General features: G+C 69.2%; 18 protein-coding genes and 1 pseudogene. 12 read left to right on the forward strand and 7 right to left on the reverse strand.

The window, feature by feature from the left end; genetic code table 11:
- Positions 1-29: 29 nt before the first annotated feature.
- The 3 genes from BUE42_RS15910 (at position 30) to BUE42_RS15920 (ending at position 4,154) form a co-directional block, all read left to right on the forward strand.
- Positions 30-695 (forward strand): response regulator, encoded by a 666-nt coding sequence (locus BUE42_RS15910; protein ID WP_073466089.1) that lies wholly within the window; start codon positions 30-32, stop codon positions 693-695.
- The gene (locus BUE42_RS15915; protein WP_073466090.1) at positions 692-2,074 is read left to right on the forward strand and encodes a sensor histidine kinase; all 1,383 of its coding nucleotides are present in this window, start codon (positions 692-694) and stop codon (positions 2,072-2,074) included. Before BUE42_RS15910 ends, BUE42_RS15915 begins: the two co-directional genes overlap by 4 nt.
- 73 nt (positions 2,075-2,147) lie before the next feature.
- On the forward strand, positions 2,148-4,154 hold the full coding sequence (locus BUE42_RS15920) for a TonB-dependent receptor plug domain-containing protein (protein WP_073466091.1): 2,007 nt from the start codon (positions 2,148-2,150) through the stop codon (positions 4,152-4,154).
- 8 nt (positions 4,155-4,162) lie between these two features.
- Here the strand turns inward: BUE42_RS15920 and BUE42_RS31620 are convergent.
- Positions 4,163-4,324 (reverse strand): annotated as a pseudogene (locus BUE42_RS31620) (MFS transporter); the annotation flags it as partial.
- Positions 4,325-4,531: 207 nt separating this feature from the next.
- Here BUE42_RS31620 and BUE42_RS15925 point away from each other — a divergent pair.
- Positions 4,532-5,701 carry an ABC transporter substrate-binding protein gene (locus BUE42_RS15925; RefSeq protein WP_073466092.1) on the forward strand — a complete coding sequence of 390 codons (1,170 nt, stop codon included), beginning with the start codon at positions 4,532-4,534 and terminating at the stop codon, positions 5,699-5,701.
- On the opposite strand, the gene BUE42_RS15930 is transcribed toward BUE42_RS15925, so the two are convergent.
- Genes BUE42_RS15930 through BUE42_RS15945 form a run of 4 tightly spaced genes read right to left on the reverse strand, consistent with a single transcriptional unit; the run spans position 5,698 to position 10,670 of the window.
- Positions 5,698-7,593: a glycoside hydrolase family 127 protein gene (locus BUE42_RS15930; protein WP_073466093.1), complete on the reverse strand. Its 1,896-nt coding sequence runs from the start codon at positions 7,591-7,593 to the stop codon at positions 5,698-5,700. The genes BUE42_RS15925 and BUE42_RS15930 overlap by 4 nt on opposite strands.
- Positions 7,594-7,630: 37 nt before the next feature.
- Entirely contained in the window at positions 7,631-8,533 is a 903-nt protein-coding gene (locus BUE42_RS15935) for a carbohydrate ABC transporter permease (RefSeq protein WP_200798968.1), read from the reverse strand.
- Positions 8,530-9,414 carry a carbohydrate ABC transporter permease gene (locus tag BUE42_RS15940; protein WP_073466094.1) on the reverse strand — a complete coding sequence of 295 codons (885 nt, stop codon included), beginning with the start codon at positions 9,412-9,414 and terminating at the stop codon, positions 8,530-8,532. The genes BUE42_RS15935 and BUE42_RS15940 overlap by 4 nt, the downstream gene beginning before the upstream one ends.
- A gap of 2 nt (positions 9,415-9,416) precedes the next feature.
- Positions 9,417-10,670 carry an ABC transporter substrate-binding protein gene (locus BUE42_RS15945; RefSeq protein WP_073466095.1) on the reverse strand — a complete coding sequence of 418 codons (1,254 nt, stop codon included), beginning with the start codon at positions 10,668-10,670 and terminating at the stop codon, positions 9,417-9,419.
- A 183-nt stretch (positions 10,671-10,853) separates the two neighbouring features.
- On the opposite strand from BUE42_RS15945, the gene BUE42_RS15950 reads away from it, so the two are divergent.
- Positions 10,854-11,627, forward strand: a complete 774-nt coding sequence (locus BUE42_RS15950; protein WP_159445429.1) for an AraC family transcriptional regulator — start codon at positions 10,854-10,856, stop codon at positions 11,625-11,627.
- Positions 11,628-11,734: 107 nt separating this feature from the next.
- On the opposite strand, the gene BUE42_RS15955 is transcribed toward BUE42_RS15950, so the two are convergent.
- Positions 11,735-13,372: a lectin gene (locus BUE42_RS15955; RefSeq protein ID WP_073466097.1), complete on the reverse strand. Its 1,638-nt coding sequence runs from the start codon at positions 13,370-13,372 to the stop codon at positions 11,735-11,737.
- A 214-nt stretch (positions 13,373-13,586) separates the two neighbouring features.
- Positions 13,587-14,510, reverse strand: coding sequence for a LysR family transcriptional regulator (locus tag BUE42_RS15960; RefSeq protein ID WP_073466098.1), 924 nt, complete (start codon positions 14,508-14,510; stop codon positions 13,587-13,589).
- A 74-nt stretch (positions 14,511-14,584) separates the two neighbouring features.
- Between BUE42_RS15960 and BUE42_RS15965 the strand changes: the two genes are divergently transcribed.
- The 7 genes from BUE42_RS15965 (at position 14,585) to BUE42_RS15995 (ending at position 21,972) form a co-directional block, all read left to right on the forward strand.
- Positions 14,585-15,628 carry an NADP-dependent oxidoreductase gene (locus BUE42_RS15965; protein WP_235002390.1) on the forward strand — a complete coding sequence of 348 codons (1,044 nt, stop codon included), beginning with the start codon at positions 14,585-14,587 and terminating at the stop codon, positions 15,626-15,628.
- Between the two features lie 90 nt (positions 15,629-15,718).
- Positions 15,719-16,132 carry a GFA family protein gene (locus tag BUE42_RS15970; RefSeq protein ID WP_073466099.1) on the forward strand — a complete coding sequence of 138 codons (414 nt, stop codon included), beginning with the start codon at positions 15,719-15,721 and terminating at the stop codon, positions 16,130-16,132.
- 48 nt (positions 16,133-16,180) lie between these two features.
- The gene (locus BUE42_RS15975; RefSeq protein WP_073466100.1) at positions 16,181-16,861 is read left to right on the forward strand and encodes a type 1 glutamine amidotransferase domain-containing protein; all 681 of its coding nucleotides are present in this window, start codon (positions 16,181-16,183) and stop codon (positions 16,859-16,861) included.
- Positions 16,858-17,160, forward strand: coding sequence for a putative quinol monooxygenase (locus BUE42_RS15980; protein WP_083614183.1), 303 nt, complete (start codon positions 16,858-16,860; stop codon positions 17,158-17,160). Before BUE42_RS15975 ends, BUE42_RS15980 begins: the two co-directional genes overlap by 4 nt.
- Positions 17,161-17,276: 116 nt before the next feature.
- Positions 17,277-18,299 (forward strand): Bug family tripartite tricarboxylate transporter substrate binding protein, encoded by a 1,023-nt coding sequence (locus BUE42_RS15985; RefSeq protein WP_073466101.1) that lies wholly within the window; start codon positions 17,277-17,279, stop codon positions 18,297-18,299.
- Between the two features lie 24 nt (positions 18,300-18,323).
- Positions 18,324-21,200 carry an ATP-binding protein gene (locus tag BUE42_RS15990; RefSeq protein WP_073466211.1) on the forward strand — a complete coding sequence of 959 codons (2,877 nt, stop codon included), beginning with the start codon at positions 18,324-18,326 and terminating at the stop codon, positions 21,198-21,200.
- A gap of 31 nt (positions 21,201-21,231) precedes the next feature.
- Positions 21,232-21,972: a hypothetical protein gene (locus BUE42_RS15995; protein ID WP_143171532.1), complete on the forward strand. Its 741-nt coding sequence runs from the start codon at positions 21,232-21,234 to the stop codon at positions 21,970-21,972.
- Positions 21,973-21,995: the final 23 nt, after the last annotated feature.

A 21,995-nucleotide genomic window follows, 5' to 3' on the forward strand; every position in this document is an offset into this window, starting at 1 on the left:
CAAGCTCGCGGGCCCTACCATCGCGCACGATGCACCTGCTGCTGATCGAAGACGATGTGGACCTGGGCGCGTCGCTGCAGCAAGCCCTGCGCGGCGCTGGATTCACCAGTGAATGGCTGCGCACGGCGTGCGACGCCCACCGCTTCGCCGTGGCCGGCGGCCACCACTGCATCCTGCTCGACCTGGGCTTGCCGGACGGCCACGGCCTCGACCTGTTGCGCACATGGCGCCGCGAGGGCCTGGCCGTGCCGCTGATCGTCATCACCGCCAGCGACGCGCTGGGCGATCGGCTGGCCGGCCTGGACGAAGGCGCCGACGACTTCATCGTCAAGCCCTTCGCCGTGGTCGAGCTGATCGCGCGCGTGCACGCGGTGACGCGGCGTGCCGCCCAGCAGGCGGCTTCGGTGTGGACCATCGGCACGCTGGCCATCGACATGCGCCAGCGCGTCTGCACGGTGGATGGCGAGCCGGCGGGCCTCTCGCTGCGCGAGTTCGACGTGCTCGCTGCGTTGGCGCGCGCCGGTGGCAGCGTGGTGCCCAAGCACCGCCTGGCGCAGTCCCTGGCGCCACTGGGCGAGCCGCTCGATTTCAACGCCGTCGAGGTCCACGTGCACAACCTGCGGCGCAAGGTCGGCGCGGAGCGCGTGAAAACCGTGCGCGGCATCGGCTACCTGCTGGTCGGGGACCGCGCTTGAGCGCGGTCGCAGCCACCGCGCGCCCGCCGCGGCTGCAGCGACGCGTGCTGGTGGCCATGATGGGCGTGATCGTGCTGCTGTTCCTCGTCTTCTTCGGCTTCATCCTGTGGCAGACGCTCAAGCGCGATTCGGGCGAGCTGGACAGCACCCTGCTGCGCCGGGCGCAGAGCCTGGCACGGGCGCTGGACCTCACGCCGGCCGATGCCAGCGTCAGCGCCGGCGTCGCCGTCCTGCTGAACCTGAGGGACGACGCCGCGGCCAACGATCCGCACGGCGAGCCGCGGCCCCTGCTGCTGGTGTCGCGCCGCGACGGTGGCCTGCGCCTGCCGGCGGCGCAGCCCGGCGACGCCGACCCGCTGCGCCTGCCCGACGGGCTGTCCGAAACCCTGCATCAAGGTGCCACGCTGCGCAGCTACACCGCCCGTGGCCAGCACTGGACCGTGACCTTGCTCGACGACGACGCGCGGAGCACGCGCTGGGCCGCACGCGAGGCCGGCGTCGAGCTGCTGGGCTACCTGGCGCTGACGCTGCCGTTCATCCTGCTGCCGGTGTGGCTGGCACTGCGCGCGGCACTGGCGCCGCTGCACGGCCTGTCGGAGCAGGTGGCGGTGCGCGCGCCCGCCGACATGAGCCCCATCGTGCTGCCCAAGGGCTACCGCGAGCTGCTGCCGCTGCAGACGGCGTTGAACCGGCTGTTCGAGCGCATGGCCGCCACCTTCGCCCGCGAGAAGGCCTTCGTGCACGACGCCGCACACGAGCTGCGCACGCCGCTGGCCGTCATCAGCACCCAGGCCCATGTGCTGCAGACCAGCGAAGGTCCGGCGCGCCACGAGGCCGCGCGCCACTTGCAGGGCGCGGTGGAGCGTGCCTCGCACCTGGCGCACCAGCTGCTCCGCCTGGCCCAGGCCGACGCCACGGCGCTCGCGCCACGCGAGCCGGTGGACGTGATGAACGTCGCGCGCGACACCCTGGCCGGCATGACCGAGGCGGCGACCGGCCTGGGCAGCGAGCTGTCGCTGAGCGGCCCCGACAACGCCGTGCTGGCCACCGACCCGCGTGCATTGCGCTCGATGCTGGGCAACCTGGTGGACAACGCGCTGCGCTACGGCGGGCACGGCGTGCTGGTGGACGTGAGCATCGACGTGCAGCCCGCGCGCTGGCAACTGCGGGTGGTCGACAACGGCCCGGGCATTCCTGCCGCGCAGCGTGAACAGGTGTTCGAGCGCTTCTGGCGCGGCAAGGCCGGCGACGAACGCGGTGCGGGCCTGGGCCTGGCCATCGTGCGCGAAGCGGCGCGCTCGCTGGGTGGCGACGTCGACTTGCAGGTCGGCCCCGGCGGGCACGGCTGCAGCTTCACCGTCAAGCTCCCTCGAACCTAGGGGGCCCGTCTTCAGGAAGCACGAAGGTGGTTGCGGCGAGCATCTCGCCCGTCGTCACTGCTTCTTGTGCTTCATGCCGCTCCTGCGCCACCCACACCGCCTCGCCCTCAGCGCCGTCGCCCTGGCCTGCGTCCCCTCTGCCTGGGCCCAGCAAGCTGAAGCACCTGCCGAGCCCATCCACCTGGAACCCGTCGAGATCCAGGGCCAGCGCGCGCGCAACGCCGCCGGCAAGCAGACGCTGACACGCGAGGAGCTGTCGCGCATCCCCGGCAGCAGCGGCGACCCGATGAAGGCCGTGATGGCCCTGCCCGGCGTGACCACCACCGACGACAGCAGCAGCGCCCCCGCGGTGCGAGGTGCGCGGCCGCAGGACAACGCCTACTACGTCGACTTCCTGCCCGTGGGCTACCTGTTCCACCTGGGCGGCTTCGCCAGCACCTTCCACCCCGACCTGATTCGCCGCTTCGACCTGGCCAGCGCCGCATGGAGCCCCGAGTACGGCGACGTGGTGGGCGCGGTGTTCGACATCTCGCTGCGCAACCCGCGCAGCGACCGCCTCGGCGGCAAGCTCGACTTCAGCCTGCTGGGGGCCAGCGTGCTGGCCGAAGGGCCCATCGGCGATGGCGTGTCGTTCTTCCTGGCCGGGCGGCGCAGCTGGTTCGACCTGGCCGTCAAGACGGTGGAAGACGAGAAAGAAGGCGTCAGCCTCACCGTGCCCGTGTACCACGACTCGCAGGGCCGGCTGTTGTGGGAGCTGAACCCCGGCCATCGCCTGCGCCTGGACTTCAGCACCGCAAACGACCGCATCGACTTCACCACGAAAGAGGGCTCCAGGGCTGTACAGCGCGACCCGGTGCTGCTGGGGAACAGCAGCATGCACCAGTCCTACAGCAGCTTCGCACTCAGCTGGGATGGCGAGTTCGCCCCGTCCACCAGCAACCAGCTCGCGCTGGGCCAGATGGCCACCCGCGACTTCACGCGCATCGGCAGCGCGGGCTTCTACGACGCCGAGGTGGTCACCACCTATCTGCGCGAGCAACTGCGCCTGGCCTGGACGCCCGAGCACGCCACGACGCTGGGCGCTGCGGTGAACAGCCGCCTCGTCGATCTTGAGCTGGACATCCAGGACCCGCGCTGTACCGAGTTCGACCCCAATTGCGACATCAGCACGGCCGGCCGCGTGGTCTCGCTGCAGAAGACACGCCAGAACCAGGCCGAGGCGTACGCCCATCACCGATGGCGGCTGACGCCGCAGTGGACGGCCACCGGTGGCCTGCGTGCCAGCCGCGATTTCTACCTGCGGCAGACCTTCACCGAGCCGCGCCTGGGACTGGAGTGGAACGTGTTGCCACGCACCCTGGTGTCGGTGGGCACGGGCCGGCACCACCAGCCGCCGCCCATCGAGCAGGCGCTGCGCGACATCGGCAACCCCCAGCTCGCCCACCTGCGCAGCACGCAGCACGTGCTGGGCGTGACGCAGGCACTCGACGCAGGCTGGTCGGTGCGTGCCGAGGTCTATCGCAAGACCTTCCAGGGCTACGCGGTCGACGACCCGGCGCTGAACTATCGCAACGGCGGCAGCGGCACGGCCAGCGGTTTCGAGCTGCTGGTGAAGAAGGACGGCAGCGAGAGGTTGACAGGCTTCTTCTCGCTCAGCGTCTCGCAGGCACGGCGTCGCAACGACCTCACGGGCGAGAGCTTCCGCTTCGACTACGACCAGCCCGTCATCGCCACGCTGGTGGGCCAGTACAAGCAGTCGGACGCCTGGACCTGGGGCGCCAAGTGGAGCTACCACACCGGCTCGCCGTACACGCCGGTGGTGGGCACCGGCGTGTACCCTGATGGGCGCCCCAAGCCGGTCTATGGCGCCATCAATTCGCTGCGCGTACCCGCCTACCACCGGCTGGACCTGCGGCTCGACCGCAAGGTGTCGGATCGCTTCACGTACTACGTCGAGCTGATCAACGCCTACAACCGAAAGAATGTCTCGGGCTACAGCTACAGCCCCGACTACAGGACACGCGAAGAGGCCTACCAGTTGCCGGTGCTGACCTCTTTCGGAATCCAGTACTCGTTCTAGCGCCCGGCGGCGCCGAAGGTCAGGAAGGTCAACATCGGCGACGCGTATTCCGGCTGGGTCGGGAAGAACGCCGTGGCGATGTTCGTGGCGTAAAAGCCGAAAAGGAAGAAATCGAACATCTCGAGCAGGTTGCCGCTCGTGACTTGCAGCACGGATCGCAACGGCGCGATGCGGGAGCGAAACGGGGGGGTCGGCGATGGGAATGCTCCGGCTGTCGAGGCTCATGCCGTGGTTCCCGTCGAGTCGTGACCGTGCGCCAGGACAGCTGCAATCCGGGCAGACCCTGGGGACACGGCCGCGCAGCCGCCACGAGCGGATGTCAAACTCGACGGGCAGTCGCTGCACCCCTTCAACCGCCCTTCAACAACGAACACGCCATGACTTTCCGATCGCCAGTGTTGCGGGGCCTCTTCCACTGTCTTGTTTCGTTCACTGCCTCACTCACCGTCTCGCTCGTCGCGTCGCTGCCTGCCGCCGCGGCGGACAACAGCGGCTCCAAACCGCCGATCGTGCTCGGGGTGACCGGTGAACTCAGCGGGCTGGCCGTCGGCGTCGAAGGCCTGCAAGGGGCCACGGCGTACTTCGATTCGGTCAACAAGCGCGGTGGCCTGTTCGGTCGCTTGATCGAACTCAAGGCCTACGACGACGGCCGCGACATCAAGCGGGTGGTGCAGAACACCCAGAAGCTGATCGCCGAGGACCATGTCTTCGCCTTGTTCGGCTACCGCAGCACGCCGTCGCTGGAGGCGGCGATCCCGATCCTGTCGAAGGAAGGCGTGCCGATGATCGCGCCGTATTCCGGCGCGCAGTCGGTGCGCTCGCCGCACAACCCGATGGTCTTCCACCTGCGGGCCAGCTACCAGCAGGAGGCGACCAAGCTCATCGACCACCTCGCCACCGAAGGCGTGCGCAAGATCGCGGTCTTCTATCAGGACGACCCGTTCGGCAAGGACGCCTTGTCGGGCATGGAGCAGGCGCTGAAGAAGGCGGGACTCACGGCCATTGCACAAGCCAACTACGATCGCAAGACGCTGAACATAGAGGCCGCGGTCAAGGCGATCGCAGCGGCGGCCCCGGATGCCGTGGTGATGGCCTGCACGCCCAGCGCCTGCGCCGATTTCATCAAGCAGATGAATGCCGCCGGGCGCCGGCCGCAGTTCCTGCTGCTGTCGAACGTGAACTCCAACGAATTCGTCAAGTCGCTGGGCGACCTCGGCCGCGGCGTCGTGATGTCGCAGGTCGTGCCCTATCCCTGGAGCAACACCATCCCGCTGGCACGCGAGTACCAGCAGGCCCTGAAGGATGGCGGCAGCAAGGTGCCGGTGTCGTACGCCAGCTTCGAAGGCTTCATCGCCGCGAAGCTGGTGGTCAACGCGCTGCGCTCGGCCGGATCCGACCCGACGCGCGCGGGCCTCATCGCCGCGTTGGAGAAGATGGACGACGTGGATCTCGGAGGGATGCGGGTGCACTTCTCGAACAAGAGCCACAACGGCTCCAGCTTCGTGGACCTGACGCTGATCAGCCTGAGCGGCACCTACATCCACTAGGCCCGAGGCAACCACACCGCCATCGGCGAAGCCCCGCGGTTCTGCCACGCGAAGTACGGAATCGCGACGACCTCGACGGTGTCGCCGCCGGGCGGCACGTCCGGCTTGCCCGGCTGCACGCGCCGGTACAGCGCGTCGTCCCAGGCCGCATCGCGCGGCACGATGCGCGCCGTGCCACGCAGGGTCACCACCCCGCCCAGCGTGTCCGGCTCGAACCGGCTCTCGAACGCGGCCTGCGTGTCGATGCTCAAGTCCTCGATGTCCGCACCCGGGTGGTCCAGCGCCTCCACGCAGTACAGCAGCGGACCGCGCGTCAGCGCGATGCGCCCCGCGTTCTCGTGCACCCGCGGGTGGCTTTGCCAGCACTGCACGGGCATGGGAAGCGTGAGCTGCACCACGTCGCCGGCCTGCCAGTCGCGGCTGATCGCCGCATACGCACCAGCCTCGACGGCCTGCAGCACGGCGCGCCCGTTGACCGCGAGGCTTGCGCCGCCGTCGCACCAGCCCGGCACGCGGACGTGCAGCGTGAAGCTGCCCGCCGTGCCGACCTCGATCGCGACGCTGCCGTCCCACGGGTACTGCGTGCGCTGCGCGAGCTGCACCGTGCGTTCGCCCAGCGGAATGCGTGCCGTCCCTTCGATGAAAAGGTGGACCCAGATGGCCTCGGCGCTGGTGCTGTACACGCAGCCCGGCAGGCCCGCGACGGTGCGGGCCACGTTGGGCGGGCAGCAGGCCACGTCGTACCAGGCCTGTCGGTGGTGCGTGCCGTCGTCTTCAAGCGGGTTGACGTAGAAGTAGTGCCTGCCGTCCAGCCCCCAGCCGGGCAGCATGCCGTTGTACAAGCTCCACTCCAGCAGGTCGGCGTGGCGCGCATCGCCGGTCGCGGCCAGCATGCGGTGGTTCCACATCATGCTGCCGATGGCTGCGCAGGTCTCGGTGTAGGCGCGGGCATTCGGCAGCTCGAAGTCCTTGCCCAGCGCCTCGCCCTCGTAGCGCGCGCCCATGCCGCCGGAGATGTACATGCGCCGGCGCGTCAGCTGGGTCCACAGCGAGCCGAGCCGGTCGAGCAGCGCCGCGTCCTCGCGCTCCAGCGCCAGGTCGGTGATGCCGCAGGCCATGTAGAGCGCGCGCACCGCGTGGCCGCACAGACAGGTCATGGCACGGATCGGCACGTCGTCCTGGAAGTAGTCCAGCCCCATGCGGCCACCGTGGAGCAGGCCGTGCCCGCGCGCATGGATGAAGAACTCGGCCTGCTTCAGGTAGCGCGGCTCGCCGGTCTCGCGGGCCAGCTCGATCAGCGCCATCTCGATCTCTTCGTGGCCGTCCACCATCACGCGCTTGCCCTCGCCGGCCGGGCCGAACACCTCGCACAGCAGGTCGGCGAAGCGCCGCGCCACGGTCAGCAGCCGCGTGCTGCCGGTGACGCGGTGATGCGCCACCGCTGCCTGGATCAAGTGCCCGCCGCAGTACATCTCGTGCAGGTCGCGCAGGTTGCTCCAGCGCTCGTGCCGGCGCTCCAGGCTGAACCAGGTGTTGATGTAGCCGTCGTCGCCCTGTGCCGCCTCGATCAGCGCAATGGCCGCGTCGATGCGCTCCTGCAGTGCCGGCACCGGCCCGGCGGCCTGCGCCCACGACGCCGCCTCGATCCACTTGTAGACGTCGGAGTCGTTGAAGAAGATGCCGGCATACGGCCCGTCGTACCGCCCGGTCACGCGCCGGAAGTTGTTCAGCCGGCCGGTGCTCTCCAGCAAGTCGTACTGTGTGGGCAGCGTGACCGCCACGTTGCGCTGCAGGCGCGGCCCCCAGAAGCGGCCCGCCAGCGTGACGGCGGCCACCGCCACCGGCCGCAGCACGGCGCCGCGGCTGCGGCTGAAATCGACGACGAATGTCATGAAGCGTTCCCGGTGGACTCGGTGGAGATCGACGGCATCAGGCCTTGACCGCACCCGCGATCAGGCCCTGGATGTAGTAGCGCTGCAGCAGCAGGAACAGCGCCGCGCACGGCACGATGGAGAGCACGATGCCGGCCTGCATCAAGCCCCAGTTGACGGAGCCGAGCTGGCCGCTCTGCGCGTTGATCAGCATCACCGGCAGCGTGAAGGCGCGCGAATCGGAGATCAGGATCAGCGCGGCCAGCAGCTCGTTCCAGGAACCGAAGAAGGCGAACAACGCGACCGTCGCGAGGCCGGGCCCGACCAGCGGCAGCATCACCCGCAGCAGCAGGCCGAGCGGCGAGCAGCCGTCGAGCACCGCGGCCTCTTCGATGTCCCTCGGGACCGCATCGAACGCATTGCGCATCATGAAGACGGCGAACGGCAGCTGGAAGGTGGTGTAGACCAGCGCCAGGCCGAGCTGCGTGTCCTGCAGGTGCAGCAGCCGCAGCAGCACGAACAGCGGGTTGAGGATGGACTGGAACGGGATCATCAAGGTCGCCAGGATCAGCATGAACAAGGCATGCCGCCCGGGGAACGTGAAGCGCGAGAAGCCGTAGCCGCCCAGCGTCGCGAGCACCAGCGTGAACAGCACCGTCATCGAGGCCACGCCGGCGCTGTTGCCGAGGTAGCGGCCGATGCCCTGCCCGTAGTTCGCCAGGTTGCGGTAGTTCTCGAGCGAGAAGCGGCTGGGCCAGTACAGCGGCGGCGACGCCGAGGCTTCGGCCGCGGTCTCGAACGACGTCAGCAGCGACCACAGGATCGGGAACAGGAACATCAGCATCAGCACGCTGCACAGCCCGTAGTACGCGGCCTGCAGGCCGAGCCGGCGCCAGTGGTAGCGGCCGGGGGTGTCGATCGCGGCGTGCGGGCGCATCGAGAGCGGCGCGAGTTCGATCATCGCTCGTCCCTCAGCAGGTACAGCTGCACGGCGGAGAGCACCAGCAGCATCAGCAGCAGCACCACCGACATCGCCGCGCCGTAGCCCAGCTTGAAGTAGGTGAACGAGGCGCGGTAGATCCAGTGCACGACGGTGATCGTGCTGTTGAACGGCCCGCCGCGCGTCATCACGAAGAACTGCTCGAAGGCCAGGAAGGACCCGATGAAGGACATGGTCAGCGCGAGCGCGAAGGTGCGCCGCATCAGCGGAATGGTGATGTGGCGCACCTGGGCCCACCAGCGCGCGCCGTCGAGGCTGGCCGCCTCGTACAGGTCGACCGGGATCGCCTGCATGCCCACCAGCAGGATCACCATCGTGAAGCCGGCCGCCTTCCACATCACCATCACCACGATGGAGGCCAGCGCGCCGTAGGTGTCGCCGAGCCACTGCACCGGCTCGTCGATCCAGCCGAGATCCATCAGCACGGCGCTGAAGATGCCGACCTGGTCATTGAACAGCCAGGTCCACAGCAGGCTGGCCGTGGTCATGCCGATCACCACCGGCAGGAAATAGGCGGTGCGGAAGATCCCGACGAAGCGCACGCCACGGTGCACCAGCAGCGCCAGTGCAAACGCGAACAGGAAGATCGCCGGCGTGACGACCAGCGTGTACTTCACCGTGAAGAGCACGCTGCCCCAGAAGGACGCATCGTGGAACAGGTCCAGGTAGTTCTTCAGGCCGGTGAAGCTCGGGTGGCCGAGCAGGGGCCAGTTGTTCAGCGACATCCACGCCGTCATCAGCAGCGGGACGATGAAGAACAGCGTCGTCACCGCCAGGCACGGCAGGATGAAGAGCAGGCCAGCGCGCCCGCGGCGAACCCGGAGGCCGAGGAGTGCCAGCATCCTCAGGGCGCGGCCAGGACTTGCCGGAACCTGGCCTGCGCGTCCTTGATGGCCACGTCGACGCCCTTGCCGAACACCGCCTCCTGGATCATCGCGAGCCAAGGGCCGTTGGGGTCGTTGATCAGCTGGTTGAAGTGCACCGAGTACGGCGTGCGCCCGGACTGCATCGCGACCGACGCCATCGCGAAGCGGCTGTCCTGCCGGCTGTAGGCGTTGTCGGCCAGGTCGGCACGCACCGGGATGCTGCCGTTCTTCGCGAACTGTTCGACCTGCACTTCCTCGGACAGGCACCAGGTGATGAAGTCCCAGGCCTCCTTCTTGTGCCGGGAGCCGACCGGGATGGCGATGGAGTCTCCGCCGGCGAAGCTGGCACTGCCGCCCTTCTCGCCGGGCAGCGGCGCCACGCCGAAGTCGATCTCGGGGTGGTCCTTTTTCAGCAGGCCGATCGCGAAGGCGCCCGTCCCCTGCATGCCGATCTTGCCGGAGAAGAACGGGCTGATGAAGTTGCTGCCGTTGTCGGTCTTGACGCCGCCGGGCATCACGCCGTCCTTCCACAGGCGGCGGTACATCGCGAGCGTGTTGCGCAGCGCGGGGTTGTCGAGCGCATCGCTCTTGCCGTCAGCCGAGAACACGTCGCCGCCCGAGGCCCAGACGTAGGGCGTCATCGTGAAGATGTTGCAGCCGCCGCACGCGCCGGAGAAGTAGAAGCCTTTGACACCGCCACCCAGCGCGGCGATCTTCCGGGCGTAGGCCTCCAGTTCGGCCAGCGTGGTCGGCGGCTTCTCGGGGTCCAGGCCGGCGCGCTTGAACAGCGCCTTGTTGTAGAGCAGGAAGGAGCTTTCCGCGCTGAACGGCACGGCGTACTGCTTGCCGCCGTACATGGCCAGGCGGACGTGCGAGGGCGACAGGCTCTTCGCGAACGGCAGGGCGCGCGCCTCGGCGCCGATGTCGCTCAGCTGCCCGGCCTGCGCGAAAGCGGGCACGAAGATCAGGTCGATTGCGACCACGTCGGGTGCCGCGCCGCCCGCCACGGCGGTGCCGAACTTGGTGACGAAGTCATCGCTCGGGATGACGGTCAGCGCCACCTTGTTGGCCTGCTTGGCGTTCCAGGTCTTGACCAGCGGCTCCACGAAGCCGGCGTCTGCGGCACGGATCCAGAAGCTGATCTCCTGGCCGGCTTGGGCGTGGACGCCGCCTGCCAGCAGCACAGCCGCCAGGCCACCGGCGAGCTGTTTCGCCCAGTTGGGACTACGCATGGGTTTGTCTCCTGCTTGTTGGTGTTGGTGCGCGGTGAAAGCCATGTTGACAGCAACGAATGCGGCCAACAAGATGACAAAGCCCGAGCAAAACGGGACAAATCCGACTTCCTTCGAATGCAGGACAGCAGCCTCTCGTTTGCGCTTCCGATGGCCTTGCAGGCAACCAACGGCGGGCTTTTCATGTCGCGTGCCGTGGGCGAGCATCCGCGCCGCGTGATCGATTCGTTCGAGCTGCTGTACGTCAAGCGCGGCACGCTGGGCATCGAGGAGGCGGGGCGCGAATTCCGGGTCGGCGCCGAAGAGACGCTGCTGCTGTGGCCCGGCAAGGAGCACGGCGGTACCCTGCCCTACCCGCCCGACCTGCAGTTCTTCTGGGCGCACTTCGTACTGCCCGCCAAGCCGGCGCGGCAGGCCGCGCAGATGCTCGACGTGCCGCAGCACGCGATGGTGGCGCGCCCCGAGCAGATGACCAGCCTGTTCCGGCGCTTCCTGAACGAGCAGGAGCTGCTGGGCGAGCGCCAGATTCCGATGAGCCTGATGCTGATGCTGATGCTGTGGGAGGTGACGAACTCGCGCGCCGTCGGGACCATCGGCAGCGTGCAGGACAGCTCCGCGGCCGTGCTGGCGGCGCGGGCCGAGGCGCTGATCTGCACCGGCTTCCACGGACCGATGAGCACCTCGACGATTGCCGCGGCGCTGGGCTGCAACGCCGACTACCTGGGGCGGGTGTTCCGCACCATCTACCGCTGCACGCTGACCGAGGCCATCCACCTGCGGCGGCTGCGCCAGGCGACGGCCCTGCTGGCCGAAGGCAAGACCTCGATCGATGCCATCGCCGCGCGTTGCGGATTCGACGACACCGGCTATTTCCGGCGGCTGTTCAAGCGATCGACCGGCATGACGCCGCAGGCGTACCGGCGGCTGCACCTGCGGGTGCATGTGAATACGGGGTGACGTGACGCCGAGCGGCGCCTCCATGGTCGGCCGCACGCGGGCGGCGACGCCATGGGACCAAGGTCCATGCCCTTCGCTCGGGGGGTCGCTCGCGGTGCCGCGAAGAATCAGCCGCCGATCAGGTCGAACTGCTCCCACGGACCGATCGCCGTGCGGTTGGCGATCAGCGGCGCGGCGCCCGCGCTCTCGGCCGTGACGTAGCGGTTGTTGACCCGCGCCAGCAGTGAGACGCTGCCGTTGGGGTTGCGGATCAGCTGGAAGGTTTCCCAGAGGCCGATCGCCGTGCGGTTCGGGATCAGCTGGGAGTTGCCGGCGTTCTCGGCCGTGACCAGCTTGCCGTTCGCATGCGCGCGCAGCGCAACGTTGCCGCCGCCGGCGTCCAGCAGGTCGAACTGCTCCCACCCGCCGATGGCCGCGCGGTTGGCGATCAGCGCGCCGTCGCCCGCGTTCTCGGCACACACATAGGCGTTGTTGACCCGCGCGCGCAGGCTGACGACCTTGCCGGTGACCGGCGTCGTGCCGCCGGCCACCGGTGGCGTCGGCCGGGTGGCCGTCAGCGCGATCTGGCGCTTCAGCATCCGGCCGCCGTCGGCGGTGAGGCGCAGGTAGTAGTCGGACGAACACGGCGTGCCGTCCTCGTCGAGCGCGAGCATGCCGGCGTTCGACGGCAGGAAGGCCGCGGTCTCGGCGGTCTTCGCGATCTGGTTGCCCTCGTTGTACTCGTCGAACATCGAGATGTAGATGCCCTGCGCGCCGACCCGCACCATGTTGTAGAACTGGCGCCACATGAAATCGCCATGCGCCCGCTGGCGCGCACCCAGGTCGCCCGGCAGCACGCAGGGCTGGTAGTCGATGCCGTGCGCGTTGCAATCGGCCTGGTCCTGCTGGTTGGCATTGGTGTAGAACCAGTCGGAGCCCGCGGCATCGCCGATGCGCCCCACCATCCACGGCGAGATCATGTTGAAGGCGTGGTAAACGTCGAGGTAGCCGGCGCGCGAGTCGCTGTTGCCGTTGCGCCACCAGGTCGGTACGCCCCCCATCACGTAGCAGCCCTGGGCCTTGAACCAGTTGACGACCTCTAGGCAGGCCGCGGCGGACCACGGGTGGTTGTCGTCGTTGAAGCCGAAGCCCCAGATGCCGACCACCGGGCGGCCGTTCTGCCGCGCATAGGCGGGCGAGGCGACCAGCGCCGCCATCTTGTTGAGCCAGTCGGTCTTGATCTCCGGCTGCATGTTGGTCCAGCCGCTCACGTCGTACATGATGTAGAACTTGCGGCCGGTCGCCTCGGCGGCAATGCGCACCTTGGTGGCCATCGCATCGCGCGTGGCGCCTTCGCCGCCGTTCGGGTTGAAGCGCTGCAGCGCGGCGGTGTCGCAGCCGTTCTGCTGCATCCACAGGAAATGCGTGTTGACCGTCGATTGGTCGTACGACGAGAACAGCGTGGCGGGCGAGCCGTTGTTCAGGTTGCCGTAGTCGCTGCGGTAGCCGGCGGCGTATTCGCGCATGTCGGGCCAGGCGCTGATGGCCTTGTTGGTGGGCGACGGCGGGCGGCCCCAGTCGTTGGACCAGTGCCACCAGCCGCGGATCGGCGCCCCGTCGCCCGCGCAGGCGAACCAGCCTTGGTAGCCGACGGTGATCTTGCCGACCACGTCGCCGACCGGGCTCGCGGCATGGGCCGCGCCGGTGGCGAACGGCAAGGCGCCGGCAGCGGCGGACCCCAGGAAAGTGCGGCGGGAGAGTGTCACGGTGGCTCCAGGTCTCTGAACGGTGGGGCGCATCCTAGGCAGCCGACCTGTCGCGAGCCGTGTGCATCTGCATCGGCTGCAACGTGATGTAGCCGGCTTCCCTGCAAGGCGATCCACCGTGTGGAAGGACATGGCCCGATAAAAAGTGGATACGGTTCCACTCGGTGCCGGCGCGTACCGTCACGCCGTGTTTCCAAATCATCCGCCGCGCCGATCACGCCTGCGGTGCCGAGCCCGGAAACACCTCGTCGAGAAACGCGACGAAGGCCTTGACGTTCGGGCTGCCGCGCCGGCTCTCGGGCCACACGGCGGTGATCGCCGATCGGTCGACCGAGAACTCGGCGAGCACCGGCAGCAGCAGTCCTCGCTCCACATACGGGGCCGCGATCCACGACGCCGTCATGCCGATGCCGCCGCCGGCCGCCAGCACCTCGACGACCGCGTCGCTGACATCGACCACGATGGCCGCGTCGGGCGTGAACTCGATGTTGCGGCTGCCGACCTTGAACAACCAGCGCAGCGGCTGGCCCGAGGTCTGGTAGCGGAAGTTCACGCAGTCGTGATCGCGCAGGTCCTCCGGCTTGCGCGGCGTTCCGCGCGCCGCGAGGTAGCCCGGCGACGCGTACGCGCCGACCCGGTTCGGCGCGAAGCGGCGCGAGATCAGCGTGGAATCGGCGAGCTGGCCGACGCGGATCGCCACGTCGATGCCCTCCTCGACCAGGTTGACGAAGCGGTCGTTCAGCCGCAGGTCGATGTTCAGCTTCGGGTAGCGGCGCCGGAATTCCGGCAGCGCCGGCGCGAGCAGGCGGGTGCCGATCGGCAGCGGCGCGGCGATCTTCAGCGTGCCGGAGGGCTCGGCCCGCACCGCGGCCGCGGACTGGACGACATCTTCCGCGGCTCGCAGCAGGACCAGGGCGCGCTCGTGCAGCTCGCGCCCCTCCGGCGTCAGCACCAGCGAACGGGTCGTCCGCGTGAACAGGCGCAGGCCCAGCTGCTGCTCCAGGCGCTGGATCGTCTTGCTGACGGCCGACGGCGACACCGACAGCGAGCGTGCCGCCGCGGTGAAGCTGCCGTACGACGCCGCGCGCGCAAACGCGACGATGCCGGTCAGGCGCTCCAGGCTGATTTGTTCCGTCATGGCACTTGATATGTGAATCGCGCAGGGATTATCAAACGGATGGCGCGGATCCACAGTCCTTCCCACACAACCCGATGAAGGACATGGCGATGACGGCGAAAACGATGAAGGCGATCCGGCTGCACGAGTTCGGTGGTCCGCAGGTGCTGCGCTACGAGGATGCGCCGGTGCCCGCGCTGAGGCCGGGTGAGGTGCTGGTTCGCGTGCACGCGGTGGGCATCAATCCCCCCGACTGGTACCTGCGCGAGGGCTACAGGAACCTGCCTCCCGAGTGGCGGCCCGTGATTCCCTTCCCTGTCATTCCGGGGACGGACGTGTCGGGTGTCGTCGAGGCCATCGCGGGCAATGTCGATGGCTTCGCGGTGGGCGATGAAGTCTTCGGCATGGTCCGGTTTCCCGGCCTCAAGGGTGAAGGGGCCGCGTATGCCGAGTACGTCGCCGTGCCGGTGGCGGAACTGGCGCACAAGCCTGTGGGCATCGACCACCTGCACGCCGCCGCGGCGCCGATGGCAGGTCTCACCGCCTGGCAGTACTTGGTCGAGCTGGGGCACGACCAACCCAACCCGCTGCAAGCGCAGCGTCATCACCCGGTGCCGCTCGACGGCAAGAGAGTGCTCGTCAATGGCGCGGCGGGCGGCGTCGGACACCTGGCCTTGCAAGTGGCGAAGTGGCAAGGCGCGCACGTCACCGCGGTGGCCTCGGGCGCGCACGAGGCGTTCCTGCGCGAACTCGGGGCGGACGAGTTCATCGACTACACCCACAGCGCGCCCGAAGAGGTGGCGCGCGACCTCGACCTCGTCGTCGACACCCTCGGCGGCCCCACCACCGGCCGCTTCCTGCGCACGCTGAAGCGCGGCGGCGCGCTGTTCCCGGTGTTCATCGGCTTCTCCGATGCGCAAGAGGCCGCGCAGCGCGGCATCACCGTCTCGATGACGCAGGTGCGCTCGAGCGGCTCGCAGCTGGCAGCGTTCGGGAAGCTGCTCGATGCGGGGACGGTTCGCGTCGCCATCGACAGCAGGTTCGCGCTGGCGGAGGCGCGAGCGGCCCATGAGCGAGCCGCGCGCGGGCACCTCCAGGGGAAGATCGTGCTGACGGTCGCCGATGGTGAAGCGTGGTGAATTCTCCGCGGCCATCGTTTAACCCGATTTAACCGCCCCGCCGCGACGCGCGTTCCTAAACTCGCCGACATCCACGCAAAGGGGCATCCCATGGCGAAGAAGCACACGGCGCAGTGCGCCTGCGGCAGTGTCAAGTTCGAGTTCGACACCGATCCCGGCTTCATTGCCGTCTGTCACTGCCTGGACTGCAAGCGGGCATCGGGTGGCGAGGCCGCCATCTTCTTCGGCGTGCCCGAAAGCGACTTCAGGTTGATCAGCGGCAAGCCCAAGGCGTTTCACTACATCGCCGAGTCCGGCAAGGGACTGGACCGGAACTTCTGCCCCGAGTGCGGTGCGCGGGTGTTCTCCACCAACCTGGAAAGCTTCCCCGGAACGGTCTTCGTCACGCTCGGCAGCCTGGACCAGCCGGCTGGCATCGAACCGATGCTCGAGATGTTCACGAAGCGCCGTCTGGCGTGGGCCAGGCCGCTCGGGCTGCCGCAGTTCGAGAGCATGCCGCACTGAGCTGCCGTTGCTGCAGAGATCGCTACAGAGATTGCCAAGGAGATTCCCATGAGCGTCCCGCACGTCCTGTTCATCGTGACCAACACGGCCGTGATCGGCCCCCACCACCGCGCCACCGGCTTCTTCTTTGCGGAAGTGGCCCATCCGTTCGAGGTCTTCGACCAGGCGGGCGTCGCGGTGGAATACGTGACGCCCGCGGGTGGCCAGCCGCACGAGGACTCCTTCGACGAGAAGGACGCCGCACAGCGCGCCTTTCGCGCGAGCAGGTCGATGCGGCGGATGGGACGCAGCCGCCGGTTGTCCGAGGTCGACGTGCTGGACTACGACGCCGTCTTCATCCCCGGCGGGCTGGGCCCGATGGTGGACATCTCGAAGGATCCTGACGTGAAGCGTGCCGTCGCCCGCGCCTGGAATGCAGGCATGGTGGTGGCCGCCGTCTGCCACGGCCCTTGCGCGTTCCTGGGTGTCCGGCTGGACGACGGCACGCCGCTGGTGCGCGGGCGCCGGCTGACCTCCTTCTCGAATGCGGAGGAAGACGGCTATGCCAGCGACGATGTGCCGTTCTCGCTGGAGACCGCCCTGGTCGAGGAAGGGGCGAAGTACGAGTCGACGGCGGTCTGGCAGCCCCGGGTCGTCGTCGACGGGCGACTCATGACCGGGCAGAACCCGGCGTCGGCCGGCCCGCTCGCGCAAGCGATCGTGGAGGTTCTCCGCAAGGACAGCCGGTGAGCACGCCGGGTCCGATCACCGTCGTCGCGCGCTGGCGGGTGAACGCCGCCGCAGTCGACAGCGTGCTGGCGCTGGTCGCCGAGCTGCGCCCGCACACGCTCGCCGAGCCGGGCTGTCTGGGCTACGACGTCTTCCGCAGCGCCGACACACCCGGCGAACTGCTGCTGGTCGAGCGCTACCGTGACCAAGCCGCGATCGAGGTGCACCGCGGCTCGGCGCACTACCAGGGCGTGGTGGTCCAGCGCATCCTTCCGCTGCTGTCGGACCGCAAAGTCGAGTTGCTGCGATCGATCGAGTGAAGCATCGACCGCCGCGCCGGCCTGGCGCGACATGACGAAGCAGAAAATGGTGGTGCCAAGGAGTTGCTGAGCGAGAATGCGTCCCTGCCGGACGCGGGTACTTCTCTGCTCGAGCGATGCGCAACCTCGGACTGCCAGTCACGCACACGTCTGCGGACGTTTCGCGCAGGCACGCGCTCAAGGCCCTCACCGGCGCCGCGCTGGCGCTGCCGCTGTTCGGCCGAGCCCGGCCGACGGGCCTGGCGGGCGACACGGTCACCGTCGTCGTCCCCTTCGCCCCGGGCGGGGCCACCGACCAGCTCGCCCGGCTCCTCGCGACGGACCTGGGCGCCAGGCTCGGCAACCGGTTCGTCGTCGAGAACCTGCCCGGCGCCAGCGCCACCATCGGCACGCGCGCCGTCGCGGCCGCCGCGCCCGACGGCAGGACGCTGCTCTACACGACGGCCACGCCGCTGTCGGTCAATCCCCACCTCTTCGCCGCCCTGCCCTACGACCCCGACACCGCCTTCGCGCCGATCGCACTGACCGTACGGCAGCCGCTCGTGGTGGTGACCGGCAGGCCGCTGGGCATCGGCACGCTCCACGCACTCGTAGCTCACCTGCGCAGGCACGAGTCGACCAGCAGCTACGGGTCCTACGGCAACGGCACGGCCAGCCACATTGCCGCGGCATTGTTCGCCCGGAAGGTCGGTGCCGACCGGCTCGCGCATATCCCCTACAGCAGCCCGCTCGCCACGGCCGACCTGGTCGCGGCCCGCACCACCTTCATGATCGATTCGTGGGGTTCGGTGTCGCAGCTGGTCGCCGCCGGCAGGCTGCTGGTGCTGGCGTCGTGCGACACCACGGCCCTGCCATGGCTGCCGGGCGTCGCCAGCGTCGCCAACCTGCTGATGCAGGAGTTCGACGTGTCGACCTGGAACGGCTTGTTCGCACCGGCCGGAACGCCGGCCGGGATCCTCGAGCTGCTGAACAGCGAGGTCGCGGCAACGATGGCCGGGGACGCGCTGCACCGGGCGGTGGTCGCGAAGGGATTGATCCCGTATCCGCCGATGCCGCGCAGCGAGGTCGCGGACTTCGTCGTCGCCGACCGCCTGCGCTGGAAGCGCCTGATCCAGGCGGCCGGCATCGACCACCTGTGACCCCCTGTGGACAGGCCCACCACCGTGACCGAACGCCCGCCTGCGCCCACTGGCCGGGTCTTCTGCTTCGGGCCGTTCCGCCTGCTGGCGCAGCAACAACTGCTGCTCGACGGCGAGGCGCCGGTGCGCCTGGGCAGCCGGGCCATCGAGGTGCTGTGCGCGCTCGTCGAATCGCCCGGCACCCTCGTCACCAAGCGCGACCTGATGGCCCGCGCCTGGCACGGCACGGTGGTCGAGCAGAGCAATCTGAAGGTCACGATCGCGGCGCTGCGCCGTGCGCTCGGCGATGGCCGGCCCGGTCACCGCTACATTGCCAACATCAGCGGGCTGGGCTATCGCTTCGTCGCGCCGGTGCAGCGCATCGACGCCGATGGCCGTGACGGCCCACGAAGCAACGGACTGCCGCAATGCGCCACGCGCCTGGTCGGTCGCGCCGAGGTCATCTCGGCCCTGGTGCGCTCGCTGCCCGAACGGCGCATGGTGACGATCACCGGTGCCGGCGGGATCGGCAAGACAAGCGTCGCGCTGGCCGTCGTTTCCGAGCTCGCCGAAGACCATCAGGGCGGCGCGCACGTCGTCGACCTGGCGCCGCTGGCCGATCCACGCTTCCTGCCGATGGCGGTCGCCAACGCGCTCGGGATCGCGATCTACGGCGAAGACCCTGCCGAGGCCCTGGTCTCGGCACTTCGCCAGCGCCGCGGGGTCCTGGTGCTCGACGGCTGCGAGCATGTCCTCGACGCCGCGGCCGCGCTGGTCGACCGCATTGTTGCCGGAGCCCCCGACGTGCTGGTGCTGGCGACCACGCGCGAGCCGCTGCGCATACGCGGCGAGACGGTTCACCGCCTGGCACCCTTGCCGGTGCCGGTGCCGCACGCGCAACTCACGGCCGCCGAGGCGCTGGCCTTCCCTGCCGTCGAACTCTTCGTGCGGCGTGCCGCGGCCTGCCTCGACGGATTCGGCCTGTCCGATGCGGACGCGCCCATCGTCGCCGGCATCTGCGAGCGCCTGGACGGCATCGCGCTGGCCATCGAGTTGGCCGCGACCCGAGTCGAGGCCTTCACGCTGCGCGAGCTGTCGCTGCTGCTGGAAGACCGGCTGCGCCTGCTCGGTCTCGAGCAGCGCGGCGTGGCACCGCGGCACCGCAGCCTGGCGGCGGCGCTGGCCTGGAGCCACGACCTGCTGGCGCCCAACGACCGCATGGCGCTGCGCCGCGTGGCCGTCTTCGCCGGCTCGTTCACGCTGGCCTCGGCCACGGCACTGGCCGGCGGCGACTGCGACATGGTGGCGGCCATGGAGAGCCTGACGGCCAAGTCGCTGGTCTGTGCCGACGTGCGGGGCTCCGAGGTCCGATACCGGCTGCTCGACACCACGCGCGCCTTCGCCGCGCAGAAGCTGCAGGACAGCGGGGAGGCGCACGATCTGCACCGGCGCCACGCGGAACACCTGGTCGACGTGCTGACGCGCGTTGAACGCGAGGCACGCCACCAGCACAGCGCCGACTGGGTGGCCGCGCACGGCCACCGCGTCGACGACGTGCGCGGCGCGCTCGCCTGGGCCTTCTCGCCCGCGGGCGATGCGCGGCTCGGCATCGCGCTGACCGTCTGCGCGATCCCGCTGTGGACCCAGCTCTCGCTGCTCGACGAGTGCCGCGACAGCACGGAACGGGCGCTGGCGATCGGCACCGGACAGTCGCTGCTGGCGGTGCGCGACCGCATGCGACTCGGCGCCGCGCTGGCGCAGGCCACCCTCTATACGCGCGGGCCACGCCCGGAGACCGATGCGCTGTGGAAGGACGCGCTGCGCGACGCCGACGACAGCGGCGATGCCTCGTTCCAGCTGCGCACCTTGTGGGGGCTGTCGGTCTACCTGGTTTTTGCGGGCCAGTACCACGCGGCGCTGGGTTACCTGCGCCGCCTGCGCATCGCGGCGCGTCGGCACGGCGATGCCGCCGACCGGCTGGGCGCGGAGCGCCTGATCGCGACCAACCTGCACTATTTCGGCCGGCAAGGCAGCGCCCGCGCACGCCTGGACAAGGTGCTGCAGGCCGGTGCCGACCCGGTGCAGCATGCGGACATCTCCCGTTTCCAGTTCGACCAGCGCGTCGTCGCAAGGGGCACGATGGCCAGCGTGCTGTGGCTTCAGGGCCTGGCGGAGCAGGCCCTGCACATCGCGCACGAGGCGGTCGAGAGTGCGCAGGCCGCGAGTCATCCCGTTTCGCTGTGCAATGCGCTGGGGCACACGGCCATTCCGATCGCTCTCTACACCGGCGACCTGGCCGCCGCCGACGCGCTGATGCAGCGCCTGCGCGCGCACCTGAGGCAGCATGCGCTCAACGTCTGGTGCATGCTCAGCCACTGCCTGCAGGGGATGATCGGCATCGAGCGCGGCGACGGTTCCTGCGTCGATGAGCTTGCGTCCCTGCTCGGCAAGCTGCGCGCGTCCGGCTATGGCCTGCGCCAGTCGTTCTACGGCGTCGCGTTGGCTCGAGGCCAGGCGTTGGCGGGCCGGCATGGCGAAGCGCTGGTGACCCTCGACAACGCCCTCGCGTTGTGCGAGCAGACGGCGGAACGCTGGTTCCTGCCCGAGGTGCTTCGCATCAAGGGCGAGCTGCTGCGGCAGGATGGGTCGCCGGCGACGCGTGCAGAAGCCCAGCAGCTCTTCCGGCAGTCGATGGGGATGGCGCGGCGCCAAGGTGCGCTGGCGCTGGAGTTGCGCGCAACGCTCAGCCTGGCCGAGCTGCTGGCCGGCTGCGACCGCACCGACGAGGCCGCAGGCCTGGTCGATGCAATCCGGTCGCGCTTCACCGAAGGGCATCGAACCGCCGACCTGAAGCGGGCCGCGAGACTGGCCGCCGATCTGCACGAGGCGGCGCCGCGTGCGGGGAGGATCGGTTGCGGATGATGCGACAGCATTGGTGTTTATGCTTCGCGGCATGCGACACATCCCGACGTCCGCCGAGAAGGTGGAGCAATTGAAGAAGCAGGCCAGGCGCCTGCAGCGCAACGGTGGCGGCAAGCTGGCCGAACTGCTGGACCGCGTCGCCCGTGGCGCCGGGTACGACCATTGGGGCCATGTCACGGCCTGCCTTCAGCAGAGACAGGCCGAGGACGGCGTGGCCTTGCTGCGCAGCAGGATCGCCGCGTTTCAGGCGCTGGCTGCCGAGGGGGGCCATCGCATCGAAGTGACGGGCCCGGAAATGCTCGCCGTGCCGATGGTGATGTTCGCGGCGGCGGGAGATGCCTGGATGCTGGAGCCGCACACGCAGGAATGCATGTGCCTCGCCTTCCACGGCGAGCGCGTCGAGTCGGGACTGGCGGAACACGGCGAGCAGGTCACGATGCAGTTTCACGGCACGTACCGCCTGGATGACGACGCGGTGCACTTTCGAACGGGCCTGCCTCTGGTGGGGAACCGGACGGTTCAGGGCTTGCCTGTCGCCGAATTGCGTGAAGCGTGCAGAGTGGCGACGGCGTCGTTCCAGGCGCGGTTCACCTCCGCCGCGTCCCGCGATGCCGTCGAGCCGCTGACGGAGGGCCTGATCGACACGCTCATCGATCGCGGCTTCGGCCACTTCGACCGTGCGGAGCTACAGCGTGCGGCGAAGGATGGCGCGCAGTACTCGCCGGCGCGGGACGAGCTGGTGTATCCGCCCCGAGGGCCCCAGGGCCTGTGAACGCTACGGGCGTCGTGACGCGG

It is taken from the genome of Rhizobacter sp. OV335 (assembly GCF_900142965.1).
Classification (GTDB): Bacteria; Pseudomonadota; Gammaproteobacteria; order Burkholderiales; family Burkholderiaceae_C; genus Rhizobacter.